19 protein-coding genes and 1 tRNA gene are annotated in these 19362 nt (G+C 59.5%); 13 read left to right on the forward strand and 7 right to left on the reverse strand.

Annotated features, from left to right (window positions below):
* Positions 1-8 precede the first annotated feature (8 nt).
* Both KY465_RS08950 and asnB read right to left on the reverse strand, forming a co-directional pair.
* The gene (locus KY465_RS08950; RefSeq protein ID WP_219201320.1) at positions 9-479 is read right to left on the reverse strand and encodes a hypothetical protein; all 471 of its coding nucleotides are present in this window, start codon (positions 477-479) and stop codon (positions 9-11) included.
* A gap of 109 nt (positions 480-588) precedes the next feature.
* A complete protein-coding gene (gene asnB / locus KY465_RS08955) occupies positions 589-2454 on the reverse strand; it encodes an asparagine synthase (glutamine-hydrolyzing) (RefSeq protein ID WP_219201321.1) in 1866 nt (621 codons plus the stop codon).
* 303 nt (positions 2455-2757) lie between these two features.
* On the opposite strand from asnB, the gene KY465_RS08960 reads away from it, so the two are divergent.
* Both KY465_RS08960 and KY465_RS08965 read left to right on the forward strand, forming a co-directional pair.
* On the forward strand, positions 2758-2952 hold the full coding sequence (locus KY465_RS08960) for a site-specific integrase (protein WP_219201322.1): 195 nt from the start codon (positions 2758-2760) through the stop codon (positions 2950-2952).
* Between the two features lie 179 nt (positions 2953-3131).
* Entirely contained in the window at positions 3132-4094 is a 963-nt protein-coding gene (locus KY465_RS08965) for a winged helix-turn-helix transcriptional regulator (protein ID WP_255561536.1), read from the forward strand.
* 6 nt (positions 4095-4100) lie between these two features.
* Here the strand turns inward: KY465_RS08965 and KY465_RS08970 are convergent, their stop codons facing one another.
* The 4 genes from KY465_RS08970 to KY465_RS08985 are packed head-to-tail and all read right to left on the reverse strand — an operon-like array spanning position 4101 to position 7432.
* On the reverse strand, positions 4101-5030 hold the full coding sequence (locus KY465_RS08970; protein WP_428982991.1) for a branched-chain amino acid ABC transporter permease: 930 nt from the start codon (positions 5028-5030) through the stop codon (positions 4101-4103).
* A 53-nt stretch (positions 5031-5083) separates the two neighbouring features.
* Complete coding sequence (locus KY465_RS08975; RefSeq protein ID WP_219201324.1) at positions 5084-5971, reverse strand: branched-chain amino acid ABC transporter permease; 888 nt, start codon at positions 5969-5971, stop codon at positions 5084-5086.
* An 11-nt stretch (positions 5972-5982) separates the two neighbouring features.
* Entirely contained in the window at positions 5983-6693 is a 711-nt protein-coding gene (locus tag KY465_RS08980) for an ABC transporter ATP-binding protein (protein ID WP_219201325.1), read from the reverse strand.
* Positions 6686-7432 carry an ABC transporter ATP-binding protein gene (locus KY465_RS08985; RefSeq protein ID WP_219201326.1) on the reverse strand — a complete coding sequence of 249 codons (747 nt, stop codon included), beginning with the start codon at positions 7430-7432 and terminating at the stop codon, positions 6686-6688. The genes KY465_RS08980 and KY465_RS08985 overlap by 8 nt, the downstream gene beginning before the upstream one ends.
* Before the next feature lie 288 nt (positions 7433-7720).
* Between KY465_RS08985 and KY465_RS08990 the strand changes: the two genes are divergently transcribed.
* The 11 genes from KY465_RS08990 (at position 7721) to KY465_RS09040 (ending at position 18682) form a co-directional block, all read left to right on the forward strand.
* Positions 7721-8926, forward strand: a complete 1206-nt coding sequence (locus tag KY465_RS08990; RefSeq protein WP_219201327.1) for an ABC transporter substrate-binding protein — start codon at positions 7721-7723, stop codon at positions 8924-8926.
* A gap of 77 nt (positions 8927-9003) precedes the next feature.
* A complete protein-coding gene (locus KY465_RS08995; RefSeq protein ID WP_219201328.1) occupies positions 9004-9465 on the forward strand; it encodes an SRPBCC family protein in 462 nt (153 codons plus the stop codon).
* Entirely contained in the window at positions 9462-10229 is a 768-nt protein-coding gene (locus tag KY465_RS09000; RefSeq protein WP_219201329.1) for an enoyl-CoA hydratase-related protein, read from the forward strand. The genes KY465_RS08995 and KY465_RS09000 overlap by 4 nt, the downstream gene beginning before the upstream one ends.
* A 1-nt stretch (position 10230) precedes the next feature.
* Entirely contained in the window at positions 10231-11091 is an 861-nt protein-coding gene (locus KY465_RS09005) for an FAD binding domain-containing protein (protein ID WP_219201330.1), read from the forward strand.
* Positions 11088-11573, forward strand: a complete 486-nt coding sequence (locus tag KY465_RS09010; RefSeq protein WP_219201331.1) for a (2Fe-2S)-binding protein — start codon at positions 11088-11090, stop codon at positions 11571-11573. The genes KY465_RS09005 and KY465_RS09010 overlap by 4 nt, the downstream gene beginning before the upstream one ends.
* Positions 11570-12331: an N-acyl homoserine lactonase family protein gene (locus KY465_RS09015; protein WP_219201332.1), complete on the forward strand. Its 762-nt coding sequence runs from the start codon at positions 11570-11572 to the stop codon at positions 12329-12331. Before KY465_RS09010 ends, KY465_RS09015 begins: the two co-directional genes overlap by 4 nt.
* Positions 12324-14732: a xanthine dehydrogenase family protein molybdopterin-binding subunit gene (locus KY465_RS09020; RefSeq protein WP_219201333.1), complete on the forward strand. Its 2409-nt coding sequence runs from the start codon at positions 12324-12326 to the stop codon at positions 14730-14732. Before KY465_RS09015 ends, KY465_RS09020 begins: the two co-directional genes overlap by 8 nt.
* Positions 14733-14736: 4 nt before the next feature.
* Positions 14737-15492: an SDR family NAD(P)-dependent oxidoreductase gene (locus tag KY465_RS09025; RefSeq protein ID WP_219201334.1), complete on the forward strand. Its 756-nt coding sequence runs from the start codon at positions 14737-14739 to the stop codon at positions 15490-15492.
* 24 nt (positions 15493-15516) lie between these two features.
* Positions 15517-17061: a class I adenylate-forming enzyme family protein gene (locus KY465_RS09030; RefSeq protein ID WP_219201335.1), complete on the forward strand. Its 1545-nt coding sequence runs from the start codon at positions 15517-15519 to the stop codon at positions 17059-17061.
* Between the two features lie 8 nt (positions 17062-17069).
* The gene (locus KY465_RS09035; protein ID WP_219201336.1) at positions 17070-18230 is read left to right on the forward strand and encodes an iron-containing alcohol dehydrogenase; all 1161 of its coding nucleotides are present in this window, start codon (positions 17070-17072) and stop codon (positions 18228-18230) included.
* Entirely contained in the window at positions 18230-18682 is a 453-nt protein-coding gene (locus KY465_RS09040; RefSeq protein WP_219201337.1) for an acyl-CoA thioesterase, read from the forward strand. The genes KY465_RS09035 and KY465_RS09040 overlap by 1 nt, the downstream gene beginning before the upstream one ends.
* A gap of 400 nt (positions 18683-19082) precedes the next feature.
* Here KY465_RS09040 and KY465_RS09045 read toward each other — a convergent pair.
* A tRNA-Phe gene (locus KY465_RS09045) sits at positions 19083-19158 on the reverse strand.
* Positions 19159-19362 lie beyond the last annotated feature (204 nt).

Consider the following 19362-nt stretch of genomic DNA (forward strand, 5'->3'; position numbering starts at 1 on the left):
GTGGTCCGCTAGCGGCCGCAGCGCGCGCTTAGGACTGCATCATCGACAGTCTCCAGATCGATCGACAGACTGGCGAAGGCCAATGTCTCTTCAAGTCGCAGCTTGCGTGCCAGGCACAGACCCGGACGATCTTCGCAGTAGAGGATGATCTTCGGCCGCTTGCCGGTTTGTTGGGCGTAATGCAACGCCTGTCCGATCGCCTGTGCCCAGCCTGCCGTCTTGTCGACTTCGATGGCATGGGTCGCCGAAACGCAATCTGCACGAGCGCCGCTTTCGAGCGCCACCTCGGTGTCCATTCCCTGGCAAACGCATTGTTGCACCGAGCGCTCCGAGACCGCGGCATTGGCCAGGGACCCAGGAATGAGGCATGCCACGATCGCAAAACCGAGGGCAGTGCTCAAGCGTTTGAACAGGGCTGCTGCATCGACGCAGTTTCCCGGCGGCGGCTCAAAACCATCGACTTCACTCTCACTTTTCATCGGCGCAGGGTGGCCTGGAAAGCAGTGGATTTACCAGTGTGATTTAAGGGGAACGAATTGTTGGATCAGCACCAGAGCGGCGGGTCCATTTCAGACCCTTTGCGGAGGCTCAGTCCGCGCCGGCGGCCGCATGCAGCTTTTCCGAAAGATTTTCCGTCGTCTCGCGCTCTGCATACAGGCGCAGAAACAGATCCATGCCGACCAAACGCATGCGCGATCCCGGATCTTGTGCGGCAAGGCCGATCATGTCCGTGACGGATGCCGCCGGCCATTTCAATACCTCGCGCAGCGGGCCATTGATGAGAATGCGCTCCGCTCCGGCGGACAGATCCGAGGAAATGCCGAAGCCGTTCTTGCGAGCGTAGATGTTGCTTTTGGGCACGTAGCGTTCGGCAACCTTCTTGAGCAGCCATTTGCCGGTGCCGCGCCGATGCTTGAAGCGGCGCGGCAGATGCAGGGCGAAGTCGATCATCGCGTTCTCGATAAAGGGCACGCGAAGCTCCACCGAGGCTGCCATGCTCATGCGGTCGTGCCGGTTCAGGAGATCCCCGAGATGGGCATAGAGATCGTAGATGCAGCCGGCGAGGAATGCGCGGTCGCTGAGCGATGCAACCGGCTGCAGGTGATCGAACAGTCGCTTTGGCAAAAAACCCAGCTCGGGGGAAAGCGCGCGCCGGAGGGGATTGATCCTGTCCGCGTTCGGTCCACCCCAGGATGGCGAGAAAGGATCCTGTCCACCCTTGCGCAACCGGCTGGCGATCAGGCGGCGGGGGAGCAACCTGTCAAACGGCGGCGAGATCGGCCGCCACTGGCGGGTGCGCTTGGCCTGAAAAGGGTAGCCGCCAAACAGTTCGTCGGCGCCCTCCCCTGTCAGCAACACCTTGACCCCATCGGCTCGGCACTGCTGCGCCAAAGCGAGCAGGGCGACGCGGCTGCCGTGCCAGCCGTCGCTTTCGAGATGCCAGACCATTTGCGGCCAGAGATCGAACATCTGCGCGCGCCCGAACGGCACCCGGCGCAATTCGACACCTGCCGCGCGGGCCGTCAGTTCTGCACCCTCGGCCTCGCTCCGGCCCATCTGCGGGTCGACGACATAAGCATGCAGGTCCGGCCGGCGACGTTTGGACAGCACCGTGATGACCCCGGAATCCACCCCGCTGCTGCAGGCCGATGCAATCGCGGTATCGGCAATGCAATGAAGGTCAATGCTTTGCTGCAAAAGCGCCTCGAGCCTGTCGTGATGCTCTGCGTCGGTGCCATAGTCATTGATGATACGGTCGACGTTGACGGACCCGATCGGATCCCAGAAGATCGATTTCTCGATGCCGCTGCCGTCGATCCGCCACAATCCGCCGGACGGAACCCTTTCGATGCTGTCGAACAGGCTGAAGCCTGAATCGCGGTATTGGGATGCCAGGCGAAGCATGATCTCACGCTTGTCGACCGTGCGGTCAAATCCGTCACAGGCCAGGAGAGCCTTGTCTTCGGAGGCAAACAGAATGCGCTCGGATGTCTCGGCGACGGACAGCGGCTTGATGCCAAGTCGATCGCGTGCCAGCCAGAGATCGCCGGTGCGAAGGTCCACATAGGCAATGGCGAACATGCCATTGAAAAGCGGGATGGCCTTGCGTGGCCCCCAGTGATGCAGAGCGTTGAGGACGACTTCGGTATCGCATGCCGTCTGGAATGCGATTCCTTCGGCGCGCAGCTCGGCGCGCAGAGCGTGAAAGTTGTAGACCTCGCCGTTGAAGATCAGCACGCCATCGCCACTCTGCACCTGCATCGGCTGGCGGGCCTTGCGCGATGTATCGATGATGGCCAGGCGCTGATGGCCGAATGCCAGCCGCCCATTGGACCAGGTGCCGCTGTCGTCCGGGCCACGATGGACGATCGCCCGCATCATGCTCGCAACATCGGCCAGATCGGATTGACCAAGCGGACTGTGCTTGCGCCAGATCCCTGCTATTCCGCACATAGATTTACTCCGGTGCGAAAGGAACCATGGCGCAGGAGAATTGTCACGCGAAACCAATGTAATTTTTAGGTTTTTTTGGCACTGGATCGATCTCCGCAAAGGCGGAGTGCGCGTGGAACCCGCGAGATCCTGGAAAACCTAAGTGAGCGACCCGAGACAAACTGGGGCCACTTCGTTCCGGAGACATAGGTCACACTCTTGGCCATTTGGGAGCGCCCGCTGCCCTGACAAGAGATTGCGTCGTGACCGGACGGAACGGCTGATTGGCGCTTTCACGACTTTCGGCGCACGGCGCCAGCGGGAATGGCGAAGCTCGGCGTGCTGCCCCATGTGATTGACGCTGTGACGAACCACAAATCAGGGGTCGTCTCAGACTTTGGCGCAACTTACAATCGTTACACCTATTTCAACGAGAAGCGAGAGGCGCTGGAGCTGTGGGCGAAGAAGGTCGAGGAGATCCCGTGGTCGGGCCCACTTGGCAGTTCCTGCTCGGTCTAGACAATCCATTGAAATTAGATCAATCCCGACCACTAACCCTTGCGAAACGTCTCTGAGGAAAACGAGGAAGTGCGCTGATAGGAGACATTGTTGAGGATTGCCAGCGTTACAACTCGAATTTTCCGCCCGCGAGCTTTCTTCTCTTATGTTGAGAAGACCAAGAAATGCGAGATGACTTGATGACACCGAATCTCAACGTCGAATCCAGCCCGCTGATCGAGCGCAATTGCTCGGTTCGCAGCACCGTGGAGATTGTGCTCGATAGCTGGAGCTTCTTAATTATCAGGGAAGCGTTTTTCGGCGTCCGCCGATTCGACACTTTTCAATCAAGACTGGCGATACCCCGCCAAACCTTGTCGGCCCGCCTCGCAGCTCTGGTCGAGAACGACATATTCGTGATCGGTCGTCGGCCGAACGAGCCGGGGCGGCAATACTTCTTTACCGCGCGTGGCAAAGATCTCTTTCCAGCGATGCTGTCGCTCATGGAATTCGGCGACAAGAGGCTGACGAATGGTGCAGCTCCGCCGCTCCGCCTCTTCCACACGTCGTGTGGCAACGAGTGCCATCCGACGACAGTCTGTTCCGAATGCAAGCAACCCGTGCGCGCGCACGAGGTTCATTTCCGCGATGGACCCGGCGCCGGCTTTTCCTCAGCGGAGCGCCGCTCGAAAACGCGCCGAAGTTCCGATCCGAAATTGTTGCAGCGCGTGCGCCCGTGCTCGGTCGCCCGCAGCCTGATGATTATCGGCGACAAATGGAGCTTTCTCATCCTCCGAGAAGCTTGGTTCGGTGTGCGCCGCTATGACGAAATGCGTGAAAAGCTCGGCATCGCCAGCAATGTGTTGGCCGATCGCCTCAGTCGACTGGTCGATGAAGGTATTCTGCGCAAAACCTCTTACGGAAACTCACGCAACCGTTTCGAATATCGCCTAACCGAAATGGGCCACGATCTCTACAAGCCGATGATCGTCATGATGGCATGGGGCGATCGTTGGATTAATGACGGGCGTCCGCCTCTTCGACTGCGCCATCGCAGCTGCGGACAGGACTTTGTGCCGCAGGTGGTTTGCGACCATTGCCTGAAACCGATCCAGGCAAGCGAGACCGACTACATTCTAAACTATGATTTGCCCGTGAAATGACGTCAGTTAGGCCCGGTCGCGCTCGACTATGGCTTTCAGGCGGGCCCGGGTCTCGCCGTAAACGCCGCGTCTGAACAGCATGACGCACCCCATGAAAATGACCCCCACCACGAGCGAGATTGGCAGACCGCTGGTCGCAAGCATATGCTCCAGCGTCACAACGAAGGCCGATCCGATGATCGGCCCGACGAATGTGCCCATCCCGCCAATGAGGGTCATGAGGACGACTTCACCCGACAGATGCCAAGACACATTGGACAGTGAGGCGAGCTGAAAGGCGATCACCTTGAGCGATCCCGCCAATCCGGAAAGCGTCGCCGATAAAACGAAAGCGATCAGCTTGTAGCGGGCGACGTCGAGCCCGAGGGAAATTGCCCGCGGTTCGTTCTCACGGATCGCAGCGAGGATGTGCCCAAAAGGCGAATGAAGCGTTCGCCACAGGAAGAGAATTCCTGCAACGGTCGCACCCAGAACGACATAATACATTGCCGCTATGTCGTTGAGATCCACAATCCCCAGGAACGTTCCGCGTGGAACGGCCTGGATCCCGTCTTCGCCGCCGGTGAAAGGCATCTGAACGGCAAGGAAATAGATCATCTGCGCGAGTGCAAGCGTGATCATGGCGAAGTAGATGCCATATCTGCGGATACCGATGAGGCCGAAAACGAGACCGAGCAGGCCGGCAAATGCCGTGCCCAGAAGGACCGCGACTTCGAATGGCATCTCCCAGACCTTTGCAGCATGGGCAGTAACATATGCGGCGCCACCGAAGAACGCGGCATGCCCCAGGGACAAAAGACCCGCGTAGCCAAGCACGAGGTTCAGGGCCGATGCGAATAATATGAAGCAAAGAATGTTTATCAGGAACAGCGGGTAGACGAGATGGGGCGCGAGCAAGAGCGCAACAGCAATCGCCACCGCCGCGAACCCTGCTATCCAGCGTCTCTCGACAGTTGCCACAACCACGTTTTGAAGGAGAGTAGACACGATCAATTTTCCTTCCCGAAGAGGCCGGATGGACGGAGAAGGAGCACAAGCACCATCACGAGGAACACCACGATGGTCGATGCGGACGGGTAGAACACTTTCGTGAGTCCTTCTATGACGCCGAGACCCAGACCGGTCAGTATCGCGCCGCCGATCGAGCCAAGCCCGCCGATGACCACGACAGCAAAGACGATGATGATCAGGTTGGACCCCATGCCCGGACTGACCTGATAAATCGGCGCGGCGAGGACGCCCGCGAAACCCGCGAGCCCGACGCAAAAGCCATAGGTCAGCGTGAGCATGAGTGGTACATTTATGCCGAACGCGGTGACCAGGGAGGGATTTTCGGTTGCCGCGCGTAGCCAGGCGCCGAGCTTTGTCTTCTCGATCACCAGCCAGACGGCAACACAGACGGTGACGGCTGCCACGATAACCCAGGCGCGGTAGATCGGCAGGATCATGAAGCCGAGCTTGAAGACGCCTGTGAGCTCCTGCGGGACGGGATAAGGCTTGCCTGCCGCGCCGAAGATGTAGCGAAATAGCCCTTCCAGAGCGAGTGCGAGCCCGAAAGTAAACAGCAGACTGTAAAGGTGATCGATCCGGTAGAGATGCCGCAGGAAAAGACGTTCGATGACTATTCCGAACGCCCCGACGACAAGGGGGACAACGACAAGCGCCGCCCAGTAGTTGAGCCCCAGTTGCGACAGGCAGAGCCACGTCACGAATGCGCCCATCATGTACAACGCGCCATGGGCAAAGTTGATGATGTTGAGCATCCCGAAAATGATCGCCAGCCCCAGGCTTAACACCGCATAGAAAGAGCCGTTGATCAGGCCCAACAGAATTTGGCCGAGCAGCACCACGACCGGAACGCCGAATATCTCAGGCATTCTTCCCTCCCCTAAACGCCGAGATAAGCGTTGATCCGCGCCATGTCTGAAAGAAGCGCTTCGTTACTGAATTCGTCGACGATCCGGCCTTGTTCCATCACATAGTGCCGATCGGCGCTGGCCGTGGCGAACTGGATATTCTGTTCGACCAGAATGATCGTCAGACCCAGATTTTTCAGTTCTCCGAGCACACGAGCAATATCTTCAACGATCACCGGCGCGAGGCCCTCGGTTGGCTCATCGAGCAGAATGAAGTCGGCCCCGGTTCTCAGGATTCGCGCGATCGCGAGCATCTGCTGTTCGCCGCCTGAGAGCCTGGTGCCGACTGTCGAGTCGCGCCCTTTCAGATTCGGGAACAATTCGTAGATGTGTTCGATGCTCATTCCACCGGCCTTGACGACCGGCGGGAGGACCAGGTTTTCGGCGACATTTAGCGAAGAGAAGATTCCGCGCTCTTCCGGGACATAGCCCAGTCCCAGTCGGGCGACGCGATGGGCCGGCGTGGACATCAGGTCGTGACCATCGAAAACCAGCTTGCCTTTGCGTTGTCTTACGACGCCGGCAAGCGTGCGCATCATGGTGGTCTTTCCAGCGCCGTTGCGCCCGAGCAAGGTGACGATCTCGCCCTTGCTGACCTTCATCGTTGCGCCGTGAAGTATGTGGCTTTCGTCGTACCAGCTGTGCAGATTCTCGACCTCAAGGCGCGTTGCATCCTCAATCATGAGAGCCTCCAATATAGGCCTGCTGAACCTCGCGATCGGACGAAATCTCTGCGTAGCTTCCCTCGGCGATGACCTCGCCGCGGCGCAGGACCGTGATGCGGTCGGATATGTCGGCGACTACCGAGAGATTGTGTTCCACCATGACGATCGTCGTCTGCTCGCCGACCCGCCTGATAAGCTTGGACGTGCGATCGATGTCTTCCTGGCCCATCCCGGCCATCGGTTCATCGAGAAGAATGACCTGCGGGCGCATCGCCAGAGTCGTAGCCAGTTCGAGGGCGCGTTTGCGACCATAGGGCAGTTCGACGGCAAGGCGCCGGGAATAGTCCGCCAGACCCACTTCGGTGAGCAAGGCCATGATTTCCGCATCGTGGCGGGAAAGGGCGCTGTCGGATCGCCAGAAGCTGAACGTTTCCCGATCTTTCGACTGCAAGGCGATCCTGATGTTCTCATGGACTGACAGGTGCGGGAACACAGACGAAATCTGGAATGAGCGGACAAGTCCCTTGCGCGCCACGGAGGCCGCCGGGACGTTGCTGATGTCTTCACCCTTGAACCTGATTGTCCCTCTGCTGGGCGAGAGAAACCGCGTCAGCAGGTTGAACAGGGTGCTTTTACCGGCGCCATTCGGCCCGATCAGCGCATGAAGTGATCCGGCACTGACCGTGAAGTCCACATTGTTGACCGCCACGAAGCCATTGAACTCGCGAGACAGGCCTCGTGTCTCAAGTATCGGCATCACCGTCTTCGTCCTCCTCCTGCCGTCCCAAAGGCGCTCTCCAGCCGGCGCATACGCAAACGAACGTTTGATCCGGCGCCTCATATTCGCTTTGGGGCTTGACTCAGAAAACCAGATTAAGTCTATTAGTGCAAGTTAAAAGATGGCAGTCGCAAAAACTAGTGCGAATAGGAGGCTCCATTTTTTAGCTCAGAATGGAGGGTATCCGCAGGTTTTTATCGGACACTCAGTCTATTAGAGCAATCTTGAATGTCGGCGTTAGGACTGACATGGGAGGAAACGATGATCATGAAGAAGATTCTGAGCGCAGGCATTGCCGCGCTGATGTGTTCAACCACCGCTGGAATGGCGCTAGCTGACGATGGACAGGTGAAGATCGGCGTGCTGACCGACATGAGCGGTCAGTTCAGTCACGAGTCCGGCAAAGGCGCCGTCACGGCGATCGAGATGGCGGTCGAGGACTTCGGTGGTGAAGTGCTTGGCAAGCCGATCGAGGTTGTCGTGGCCGACCACCAGAACAAGCCAGAGATCGCGGCATCCACGGCACAGGAGTGGTATGAAAATTCGGGTGTCACCCTGATCGGCAATCTGATCAATTCCGGCATTGCTTTGTCCGTCGCGCAGATTGCGGCCGAGAAGGACGGCATTGCCATCGTCACCGGGTCCGGCTCGTCCAAGCTGTCCGGTGCCGGATGCACGCCGAACTCAATCCACTATTCCTATGACACCTATGCGTTGGCGAACGGCACGGCCAACCAGCTGGTCAGTCAAGGCATGAAGGACTGGTATTTCCTGACGGCTGACTACGCCTTCGGTCATGCCCTGGAAGCCGATGCCTCCGCTATAGTCGAAAAGGCCGGCGGTACGGTCGTCGGCAATGCGCTTTATCCAATCGAGACATCCGACCATTCCGCATACATGCTTCAGGCCCAGGCGTCCCCGGCGCAGGTAGTCGCGATCGCCGGATCGGGAACGACCTTCATCAACGCCGTCAAGTCAGCGCGTGAATTCGGCCTGGCCGATACGGGCAAGCTCACGGCCGGTTTGCTCGTCTGGCTGACGGACGTCAAAGCGCTCGGCCTTGATGTTGCCCAGGGCATGATCCTGACAAACGGGTTCTACTGGGACCGCGACGACGAAACCCGTGCCTTTGCGGAGCGGTTCAAGGAGCGCATGGGCGTCATGCCGCATATGGGCGACGCGGGCGACTACTCCTCGACGATGCATTATCTGAAAGCTGTCGAGGCGACCGGTACGACGGATGCGAAGGCCGTGATGGCCAAAATGCGGGAAATGCCTATCGACGACTTCTTCGCGCAGGGCGGCGAGATCCGTGAGGACGGTCGCATGGTGCATGACATGTATGTTTACCAGGTAAAGACTCCGGAAGAGTCCACCGGCGAATGGGATGTCTACAAGCTGGTTGAAACGATCCCGGGCGACAAGGCTTTTCGCCCGCTCTCAGAAAGTGAGTGCCCGCTCGTCAAGCAGTAAATCGCTTCGAGCATCCTCCCAGACCGGGGCGGGTTCGCCCGCTCCGGAACCTTTCCCTTCGTTGATTTGGTGGTGCCATGAATTTCAAGGATTCGGTGACAATTCCGTGCGACCGGGCGACGGTCTGGTCGGCCCTGAACGATCCCGGGGTCTTGCGCCAATGCATTCCAGGCTGTGAAGAGCTGGAACAGCAGACGGCAGATCACATGACCGCGAAAGTGTCGCTGAAGATCGGGCCGATCAAGGCGCGCTTCACCGGCGCGGTTGATCTCACCGATATCAAACCGCCCGAGAGTTACGTTCTCTCAGGTGAAGGCAAGGGCGGCATTGCCGGCTTTGCGAAGGGGTCGGCGCATGTCCGACTTGAGGAAACGGGTCCGCTCGAAACCGTTCTGCACTACGAGGCGGCAGCCGATGTCGGCGGCAAGGTCGCGCAGCTCGGATCCCGCCTGCTCGATTCCACGGCGAAAAAGCTGGCGCGACAGTTCTTTGACGATTTCCAGGCTGTCGTCACCGCTTCGAAAGCTGAACCCCAATGAACGATATTGCAATCAGTACCAATGACGGAATCGCGACGGTGACTATCAATCGGCCGGCCCAGCGTAATTCCGTGTCCTATGCGATGTGGAACGCCTTCGGCGATATCTTTGCCGAACTGTCCGCTGATCGCGACGTGCGAGCGATCATACTGACCGGCGCCGGTTCTGATTTTTCCGCTGGAGCGGACATAGCGGAATTTGCGTCGGTGCGCGACGACCTCGGCCAGTCCCGCGCCTATGAGGTCGCTGTCGATTACGGATGTGCCGGGATTACCCATGCCAGCAAGCCGGTGATCGCGGTCAATCTCGGATACACTCTCGGTGGCGGCGCACATCTGGCAATGTCGGCCGATTTCCGATTTGCGCATACCAAGGCGATTTTCGGCATTCCTGCCGCGCGGCTTTCGATCGTTTACGGCGTGCAAGCGACACGGAAACTCCTGGGCCTGGTCGGGCTGACCAACGCCAAACGCATTCTCTATTCCGCCGAACGGTTCGGCGCAGAGGAAGCCCTTGCGATGGGGTTTGTCGACAAGGTGAGCGACGACCCGATGGCCGATGCAATCGCTTTCGCAAGATCTCTCTCGGGCAATGCACCATTGTCGATGGGAGGCGCGAAATACATCCTCAACGGAATTTCGCAGGGAAGCTTCGACCCTGGTCACGCCCAATCGCTGATAGATCAAGCCTCGACAAGTGACGATTATCGCGAGGGCCGAGACGCCTTTGCGGAAAAACGCGCTCCAAAGTTCAAGGCGAGTTGAGATGAAGCCCGCTGCCTTCGAATTTTGCCGCCCCTCGACGTTGGAGGAAGCATTGGCCGCGCTTCAGCATGACGACGCCAAGATTCTCGCCGGCGGGCAGAGCCTCGTGCCGATGATGAACTTCAGGCTGGTGCGGCCCGAGCGGCTGGTCGACATCAACAACCTGTCCGATCTTTGCGATATTCGCGATGAGGGAGATGCAATCCGGATCGGCGCTCTGGTGCGCCATGCACAGGCCGCGGCCAGCACGGAGCTTTGTGGCGCCTTCCCGATTGTCACGGAGGCCATGGCCCATGTGGCCCATGTTGCCATCCGCAATCGCGGTACGATCGGAGGTAGCCTGGCTCACGCGGACCCGTCGGCCGAATGGCCCCTGCTCATCACCTTGCTGGACGGCGAGATCGAGATCGCCGGAAGCGACGGCACCAGAATCGTCGGCGCCGAAGAATTTTTCTTCGCGCCATTGGTGACGGCGATCGAAGAAACCGAGATCCTCGTTTCGATAAAGCTTCAGAAACCGACGGCAGGAACAGGCATGGCGTTCACTGAGGTCGCTCAGCGGGCTGGCGATTTCGCTGTCGTGGCTGCCGCGGCGACTGTGCACACGAAGAACGGATTGATCACCCGCGCAAGATTGGCGCTTGGCGGTGTGGGCGACTTTCCCCTCCGCATGAAGGACGTCGAAGAAAAGCTCGAAGGCATGCCACCGGACGCGATCGACGAGGCGATTCGCGGCTGCGCGGATGTGCTCGAGCCCAATGACGACATGCATGCGTCGTCGCACTATCGCAGATCGCTTGTGCCGACCCTTGCGTCCCGCGTTCTCAAACAGGCGGCGATCCGAGCCGCAGGCGTGACATGACAAACGAGACAAACATCACTCTGACCCTGAATGGCGAGAAAGTCAGTGCGAAAGCGGAACCTCGGATGCTGGCCTCCGACTTCATACGCGATGTGCTGTTCATGTCCGGCACCCATGTTGGCTGTGAACACGGCGTCTGCGGGGCATGCACGATAAGGTTCAATGGCAAGACGGCCCGCTCATGCCTGCTTTTCGCAGCGCAACTGGATGGGGCGAATGTGGAAACTGTCGAGAGCCTTGGCACGGCGATCGACATGCATCGCATCCAGAAGGCGTTTCGCAAGCACCACGCGCTTCAGTGCGGCTTTTGCACTCCAGGCTTTCTGATGACGGTCTCGGAGATCCTCGAAACCTTGCCGCTGTCCACCGATGACGAGATACGCGACGCCTTGTCCGGAAATTTGTGTCGCTGCACCGGCTACGAGCACATCGTTCGGGCCGTGCGAGAACTTGTCGACGAGCGTGATGGAGTCCCGGCATGAAAATGCATATTCTCGATGGTGGCCGGTTGCGGATGCGCAAACGCATCTATGTACCCGAAGCCGACAAGTCTGAAGCGATCGAACTGCCAGTCATCGCCGTCCTGTTTGCCCATGAAACGGGCTACGTTCTCTACGACACCGGCTGTCATCCGAGCGTTTCGGACGATGCCGAGGCGCGATGGGGGAAACTCGCACAGGTGATGACGCCTATCGGCGGACACTCCGCAAATGTTATCGACGCGCTTGCGGAACTCGGCCTATCGCCCGATGACATCGACGTGGTCGTCAATTCCCATTTCCATCCCGATCACTGCGGCTGCAACGAATTCTTCCGCAAGGCCCGCTTCATCTGCCATGAGGCGGAGCTCGCATCAGCGAAGTCTGACGGCGCCGAGATGCAAGGTTATCTGCGCGTCGAGTGGGACCACCCGATGCCGATGCAGGCCGTCGGCGAAGGGCACGATGTCCTCGGTGACGGGCGACTCGTCACCGTTGCATTGCCGGGTCACACTCCTGGCCTGATGGGGCTGCTCGCGAAGCTCGACAGCACCGGCGATGTGCTGCTGGTCTCCGATGCGGTGAGCCTGCGCCGCAATCTCGACAATGACGAGATACCCAGAAATGCGGTCGATGGCGATGCGCTGCTGAAATCCTACGCAAAGATCCGGCGGTACGAAGCGGGCGGCGCAATGATCATCTGCGGCCACGACGATGCCCAATGGCAGACACTGCGCAAGGGGAGCGATGGATATGAATGATGTCTCATCGCAGCGCGGTGTGGATTCAATCCCGTCAAAAATCAGCCGGCCCAAATATATCGGCGAACCGGTTCAGAGACTTGAGGATCCGCGCCTGCTGACCGGAGCCGGTCGGTTCACCTCAGACATCCGTCTCGAACGCATGGTGCATCTCGCCTTTGTCCGCTCCGACCAGGCTCATGCGAAAATCTCCGAGATCGATTTCGGCGATGCGCTGGAAATGCCCGGGGTTCTCGCGATCTACACTGCAGGGGACTTCACGGACATTCCGGACATATCGGCCCCATCGCGCATGAAGAATTATCACGCGACGCACTGCCCGGTCCTTGCCCGGGACGTTGTCCGCTATGTTGGCGAGCCGGTGGCCGTCGTCGTCGCGACGGACCGCTACCTGGCCGAGGATGCGGCGACCTCGATCGTGGTCGAATACGAGCCGCTCGGCGCGTCATCGAATGTCGATGGCGCGCTTGCAGCCGGTGCGGTGCAGCTGCATGACGATGTTCCCGGCAACCTCGTACTCGAGCGCGTCTTCGCCACCGGTGAAGCCCCGGAACAAATCGCCGCTGCTTCTCATGTCGTCGAAGGCCGCTTTCGCCTGAAGCGCAAATCCCCTCTCGCGATGGAAAACAGAGCCTACGTCGTCGACTATGATCGCGGCCGGGACGCCCTGACGCTGTATGGCTCGACACAGATTCCCGGCGTCGTCCGTGACGAGCTTTCCCGGCTGCTTGGCATGCCGGGGAACAGGATCCGTGTCGTCGCCCCGGATGTGGGTGGCGGCTTCGGCGGCAAGGGCTCGATTTACCCCGAAGAAATTCTCGTTGTCGCCATCGCGCGCAGGCTGGCAAGACCTGTCAAGTATGTCAGCGATCGCCTCGAAGATCTTACATCCACCAGCCAGGGCTTCGACGAAGTCGTCAAAGCGCGGCTCGCATTCGACGACGACGGAACGTTCATCGCCCTGGAAGCCGAGGTGATCGGCGACATCGGCGCTTACTCCATCTACCCGTGGACTGCCGCACTCGAACCGGTTCAGGTCGCGAGTTTCCTGCCCGGTCCATACCGCACACCCCATTATTGGGGCCGCGTTCGCGCGGTCTGCACGCCCAAGCCTCCGACCGGCCCATATCGTGGTGTCGGTCGCCCGATGGCCGTGTTTGCGCTCGAACGCCTCGTCGACAAAGCCGCTGCCCATCTTGGGATGGATCGGGCCGAAATCAGGCGTCGAAACCTCGTGCGCCCCGAGGAGTTTCCGCATCGGATCGGGTCGGGGATCATCTGGAACCGGTCCGGTTTCATGGAGTGCCTGGAAGCCGCTGTCGAAACGATCGACTATGCCGGTTTCAAGAAGCGACAGGAGGCGGCCCGAAAGGAAGGGCGCTGGATTGGGCAGGGCATCGGCACCTATGCGGAATTGACAGGGATCGGATCGCGTATCGCGGTCGCGCCCGGCATGCCGATCAACACCGGCAGCGAAACGGCCACGGTGCGGATCGATGCGACAGGGGCTGTCGTCGCGATGTTCGCCACTGCATCCCACGGTCAAAGCCTGGAAACCACATTGGCGCAAATCGTGGCTGAAGAACTGGGGGTCCGTCCCGAAGACGTGCAGATCATGCAAGGTGACACGGCCGTTGCTGTGCACGGCACCGGCACCTATGCAAGCCGCAGCGCGGTGATTGGTGGTGGCGCCGCGATCAAGTCCACTCGGTCCCTGCTGACCAAGGTCAAACGCGTCGCGGGACGGCTGTTCGATGTTGACCCCGACCGCGTTGAAACAGGCGACGGTGAGATCTTCGTACCCGGCACCAACCATCGGATTCGGTTTGCGGACTTAGCCCGTGCTGTCTATTCGGACATGGCGACGTTACCGCTCGATGCGCGCGAAACACTCGAGTCGCAGGAAAGTTTTGACCCTTATCTGGGCACGACTACGTCCTCCACGCATATCGCGGAGGTCGAAATCGACCCGGAAACGCTCGCCATACGGCTGACCCGTTTCGTCGTGGCCGAAGACTGCGGCAAGATGATCAACCCGCAGGTCGTCGACGGCCAGGTCCACGGCGGTGTGGCACAGGGCGTCGGCGTCGCATTGCTGGAAGAGCTGCAATATGATGAGACGGGCCAATTGCTGTCCGCAAGTCTTGCCGACTACCTGATCCCGACGTCGGCCGAAGTTCCGCATATCGAAGTCATCCACCTCGAAACCGAACTGCCGGACAATCCCGGCGGCTTCCGTGGAATGGGCGAAGGTGGGACGATCGGCGCACCGGCGGCCATCGCAAATGCCGTCGCCGATGCACTCGCACATCTCGATCTGGATATCACCGAATTACCGATAACACCCAGCAAGCTTCATCGGCTGATCGTCGACAAGCGGGCTACGAAAGATATGGAGTAAACAGATGCAATTTGGACTGAACGGAAAAGTCGCTCTCGTGACCGGCGGCGGCCGTGATACTGGCGCTGAAATCTGCAAGCTTCTGGCCGCCGAAGGCGCGACGATAGCCGTCAACTACCGAAAATCGGCGGATGAGGCCGCCGCTGTCGTCGATGACATCACCGCATCGGGCGGGACCGCGAAATCATTTCAGGCCGACATCAGCGATTACGAGCAGGTGAAGTCAATGGTTGATGCGATCGTCAGCGATTTCGGACGCGTCGACATCCTCGTCAACAACGCGGGTTACGTGAAATACCAGCGCTTTGTCGAGAGCACACCAGAAGATTGGAAGGCGCAAATCGATACCTGCCTTTATGGCGCGATCCACTGCTGCCACGCCGTTGCGCCGCACATGATCGCTCAGAACACCGGCCGGATCATCAGTCTGATCGGCGACAGTTCCAGGATAGGCGAGGCAAATCTCGCAATGGCCGCTGCCGCGCGCGCCGGGACCGTGGCGCTGGGCAAGTCGCTCGCCCGCGAACTCGGCCGTGCCAATGTCTGCGTCAACGCCGTCTCGCTGGGACTGGTCCAGACCGCACACTCGGATGCGGATTTTCTTGCCAAGAACATGGACAAGATCGTCAAGGCCTATCCGCTCCGCCGGATTGGCACGCCCGATGACGTGGCTCCGCTCGTCGCTTTCCTGGCGTCGGACCAGGCCTCCTGGATCACCGGTCAGGTGATCAGCGCGAACGGCGGCTTCTCGATGGTCTGATGAGCGGGTAACGGGAGGCATAAGATGATCAGACTGGATCTCATCGCGCCCTTGGCGGAATTGTTGCGGCGGCAATCCGCGGACCATCCTGACAAGATTGCGTTCGAAGACAAGACACGCAGCATAACCTACCGGGACCTCGCGAATGAGGTGAATACCCTTGCCTCGAACCTGATCGCCCGCGGCTTACCACCCGGCGGATCGGTCGGTATCTGGTTACCGAACTCGGTGGATTGGGTTGTTGCGACGCTCGCTGCCATTCGTGCAGGCGGCGTCGCCGTTCCGATCGCCTTTGACGCAAAACAGGCAGAGATGGACTACCGGGTGGAAGATGCCGGCATCCGGATCATCGTAAGTCGCATCGAAAAGCGCGAAGCGATCGCAACGTCGGGCAAGATTGACCCATCTGCCGTGATTTTGACCGACGACGCGGATTCAGAAAACGGTTTCAAGTCCCTGTGTCCACGCACTGCCAGCGAGATCGCCCTGAAGGACGACGATATCGATGACGTATCAATGATCGTCTATACGTCGGGCACCACGGGGTCGCCCAAAGGGGTGATGCTGACGACACGATCGATGCTCTGGGTCAATGCCGCCTGCTGGGCCCCGATCTTCGGTATGGGACCTGACGATACGATCTTGTCACCGCTGCCGCTGTTCCACTCCTACGCGCTGAATTTTTGCGTCCTGTCGATCGTCGCCAATGGCGCCACCGAGTATGTGATGGAGCGGTTTTCCACGCATGAAGCGATGGATCTGCTTGGCTCCGGGCGTTTTACCAAGATGCCCGGCGTTCCGACAATGTTCCACTATCTCATGCTGGCGGCCAAGGAAGCCGGGACCAATCCATTCTCGTCGGTTAGCCGTTGCGTGTCGGCGGGCGCGATCATGCCCGCCGCCCTCAACAACGCGTTCGAGGAGCGTTTCGGGGTCGAACTGCTCGACGGCTACGGCATTACCGAAACCTCCACCATGGTGACGATGAACTGGCCGGGACAGGCCCGCATCGCAGGATCATGCGGCCTTCCACTGCCCGGTCTTGCAGTCCGTATCATTGATCCGGCTACTGGGAAGGATGTGCCCCAGGGAGACGAAGGCGAGCTGGTCGTCCGCGGCCCGAATGTCATGAAGGGCTACCATAACAAACCCAACGAAACGGCGTCGGCTCTCAAGAACGGCTGGTACCACACAGGTGACCTGGCCCGGGCGGATGCAAACAGCTTCCTGACCATTACGGGGCGCCTGAAGGAATTGATTATCCGGGGTGGGCAAAACATTTCTCCGGCCGAAGTCGAAGAAACCATCGTGGTCATGGACGGTGTGCGCGATTGCGCCGTGGTCGGAGTCTCGCATGACACGCTCGGCGAAGTTCCGGTGGCGTTTATTGTCGCCGAGGAAACGGCGCCGGATATCGACAGCATCAAGGCGTTCTGCAGCGAACGCCTGTCATCCTACAAGATCCCACATGATCTCGTGATTATCGAAACCATTCCGCGCACGGGGTCGGGAAAAATCATTCGGTTTCAGCTGCGCGAGCACTATGAGAACGCAGGTCAGGGCAGGTGAGCACAGTCATGAATCCATTTGTATTCAACACAACCAAGTCACTCGTTTTCCGTCCGGGAGCGGCGGCGAAACTGGCCTCAACGGCAGGCGACCTCCTCGGCAGGGCATCTCTGTTCGTAACAGATCCGGGCTTGCGCAAACTCGGTCTATGCGATCCCGCCATCGCCTCGTTTGAAGCGGCGGGGATCGCTGTCACCCTATTTGATAGTGTCGAGGCCGATCCCAGCCTTGCAACGCTCATGGCAGCGGTCGAAGCAGGGAGAAATGGCGCTGTTACCAGCGTGGTCGGATTTGGTGGAGGCTCCTCGCTGGATGTGGCCAAGCTTTCCGCGCTCCTGCTTGGCTCAGAAGAGGATCTCGATGAAGTCTGGGGTGTCGGCAACGCGAAAGGCCCTCGCCTGCCGCTCATCCTGGTGCCGACGACGGCCGGCACGGGATCGGAGGTCACTCCGATCTCGATCATCACCGTTGGCGAGGAGGAAAAGCGGGGCGTGTCCTCGGCTGTCATCCTTCCCGATCTCGCGGTACTGGATGCCAATTTGACCCTGGGCCTGCCGTCGGCGATCACGGCCGCGACCGGTGTCGACGCGATGGTGCACGCGATCGAGGCTTACGCTTCAAAGAGTGCCAACAACAATCCCATGTCCCGGCTTCTGGCGCGCGAAGCACTTCGTCTGCTGGGCGCGAATATCGAGACAGCGGTACTCGACGGCGGCAATGTCGAAGCGCGCGGCGCAATGCTGCTCGGATCCATGCTCGCCGGCCAGGCTTTCGCCAATTCACCCGTCGCCGCCGTCCATGCGCTTGCCTATCCGATTGGCGGGACGTTCCATGTCCCGCACGGTCTCTCCAATGCGCTGGTCCTGCCGCATGTGCTCCGTTTCAACGCACCGGACGCAGCTTCCCTCTACGCCGAGATTGCCCACGATGCTTTCCCGCACCTGGAACGCGAAACCGGCGCACAGTCGCTCTGTGCCGCTTTTATCGAAGAACTGGCGATCCTGCCAAAGAAGCTCGGCATGCAGACGCGGCTGCGCGACGTGGATATCCCCGAGACGGCGCTTCCCAAGCTGGCTTCGCACGCGATGCTTCAGCAGCGCTTGTTGATCAACAATCCACGCGAAGTATCCGAACAGGACGCCCTTTCGATCTACAAGGCAGCCTGGTAATGACCGACCGCGCCGCCCCCTCAAAGCGTAGTGACTATGCGGACTTCTGCATCATCCAGACCCGCTGGATGGACAATGACGTCTACGGCCATATGAACAATGTTGTTCACTATTCACTCTTCGATACGGCAGTAAACGGCTGGCTGATCAGACGGGGATTGCTTGACCCCCGGTCCAGCGAGACCTTCGGTCTGGTCGTTGAGACCGGCTGCAGATATTTTGCGGAAATGGCGTTTCCTGACGAAGTGACCGCCGGCATCCGCGTATCAAAGCTTGGCACCAGTTCGGTCCGCTACGAGGTCGGACTTTTTCGAAATAACGAAGACAGCGCTTCGGCTGAAGGTTTTTTCGTTCACGTCTATGTCGATGCAAAGACAAGAAGGCCGACTGCAGTTGATGAAACGCGGCGCGAGGCACTCCAAACCCTGATACTGCCCGGACATGGCATATGAGGTCGAACCCGCCATCTGCGAAGACGATCTCCTCGCAAACCGCCGAGCATAATCGCTCGCCCGGGCGATCACATCGGAAACCTTGAGACGCGCCGCCAATGACGTGGACATCGTCATGCAGCGTGGCGAAACAAGCCGGTCGGTCTGGTCGCTGCCGTAACCCAAAGATCGACTTCTGAGAAGCACGCCAATCACGTTCTGGCGGGCGATTTTCAATCCACTTGTTCAAAAGTCACTCACGTACATGAGTTTTGAACAAGTGGATTTTTTCAGGCCTGTGAAGGTGCCACCCTGACAGCCTGACCAGGCCAAAAAACACCCAAACGGCACCCAGTGCGATTCTTCTCGCATGAGCGCGCGGGCGAGAATTTGATAACTCGCTGATTTATTTAGGGAAAAATGGTGCCCAGACGCGGATTCGAACCACGGACACGCGGATTTTCAATCCGCTGCTCTACCAACTGAGCTATCTGGGCATCCCGCTGCCAGTGCCGGCAACTTTGCTTCCCGCCGGCCTGCACCACGCCGGAAGCGAGCGCGTTATAGCATCTTGCTCTGCGCTGTCCAGCACCTTTTCGGCTGGAATGAGCCGGCCGGTGCGGCAATGGCGGTCAGGTGCTTTTTCGCGTTCTGCCCGCTGGTGTGGACGGGGGTGTTTCTGCGGGCCCCCGCCCCTTCGC

Source organism: Neohoeflea coraliihabitans (genome assembly GCF_019334345.1).
Taxonomy (GTDB): Bacteria; Pseudomonadota; Alphaproteobacteria; order Rhizobiales; family Rhizobiaceae; genus Pseudohoeflea; species Pseudohoeflea coraliihabitans.

What these genes read in the sequence shown, in the direction of transcription:
- KY465_RS08950 (WP_219201320.1), bottom strand. Translation starts at nt 479, where the DNA reads ATGAAAAGTGAGAGTGAAGTCGATGGTTTTGAGCCGCCGCCGGGAAAC.
- asnB (WP_219201321.1), bottom strand. Translation starts at nt 2,454, where the DNA reads ATGTGCGGAATAGCAGGGATCTGGCGCAAGCACAGTCCGCTTGGTCAA.
- KY465_RS08960 (WP_219201322.1), top strand. Translation starts at nt 2,758, where the DNA reads ATGGCGAAGCTCGGCGTGCTGCCCCATGTGATTGACGCTGTGACGAAC.
- KY465_RS08965 (WP_255561536.1), top strand. Translation starts at nt 3,132, where the DNA reads ATGACACCGAATCTCAACGTCGAATCCAGCCCGCTGATCGAGCGCAAT.
- KY465_RS08975 (WP_219201324.1), bottom strand. Translation starts at nt 5,971, where the DNA reads ATGCCTGAGATATTCGGCGTTCCGGTCGTGGTGCTGCTCGGCCAAATT.
- KY465_RS08980 (WP_219201325.1), bottom strand. Translation starts at nt 6,693, where the DNA reads ATGATTGAGGATGCAACGCGCCTTGAGGTCGAGAATCTGCACAGCTGG.
- KY465_RS08985 (WP_219201326.1), bottom strand. Translation starts at nt 7,432, where the DNA reads ATGCCGATACTTGAGACACGAGGCCTGTCTCGCGAGTTCAATGGCTTC.
- KY465_RS08990 (WP_219201327.1), top strand. Translation starts at nt 7,721, where the DNA reads ATGAAGAAGATTCTGAGCGCAGGCATTGCCGCGCTGATGTGTTCAACC.
- KY465_RS08995 (WP_219201328.1), top strand. Translation starts at nt 9,004, where the DNA reads ATGAATTTCAAGGATTCGGTGACAATTCCGTGCGACCGGGCGACGGTC.
- KY465_RS09000 (WP_219201329.1), top strand. Translation starts at nt 9,462, where the DNA reads ATGAACGATATTGCAATCAGTACCAATGACGGAATCGCGACGGTGACT.
- KY465_RS09005 (WP_219201330.1), top strand. Translation starts at nt 10,231, where the DNA reads ATGAAGCCCGCTGCCTTCGAATTTTGCCGCCCCTCGACGTTGGAGGAA.
- KY465_RS09010 (WP_219201331.1), top strand. Translation starts at nt 11,088, where the DNA reads ATGACAAACGAGACAAACATCACTCTGACCCTGAATGGCGAGAAAGTC.
- KY465_RS09015 (WP_219201332.1), top strand. Translation starts at nt 11,570, where the DNA reads ATGAAAATGCATATTCTCGATGGTGGCCGGTTGCGGATGCGCAAACGC.
- KY465_RS09020 (WP_219201333.1), top strand. Translation starts at nt 12,324, where the DNA reads ATGAATGATGTCTCATCGCAGCGCGGTGTGGATTCAATCCCGTCAAAA.
- KY465_RS09025 (WP_219201334.1), top strand. Translation starts at nt 14,737, where the DNA reads ATGCAATTTGGACTGAACGGAAAAGTCGCTCTCGTGACCGGCGGCGGC.
- KY465_RS09030 (WP_219201335.1), top strand. Translation starts at nt 15,517, where the DNA reads ATGATCAGACTGGATCTCATCGCGCCCTTGGCGGAATTGTTGCGGCGG.
- KY465_RS09035 (WP_219201336.1), top strand. Translation starts at nt 17,070, where the DNA reads ATGAATCCATTTGTATTCAACACAACCAAGTCACTCGTTTTCCGTCCG.
- KY465_RS09040 (WP_219201337.1), top strand. Translation starts at nt 18,230, where the DNA reads ATGACCGACCGCGCCGCCCCCTCAAAGCGTAGTGACTATGCGGACTTC.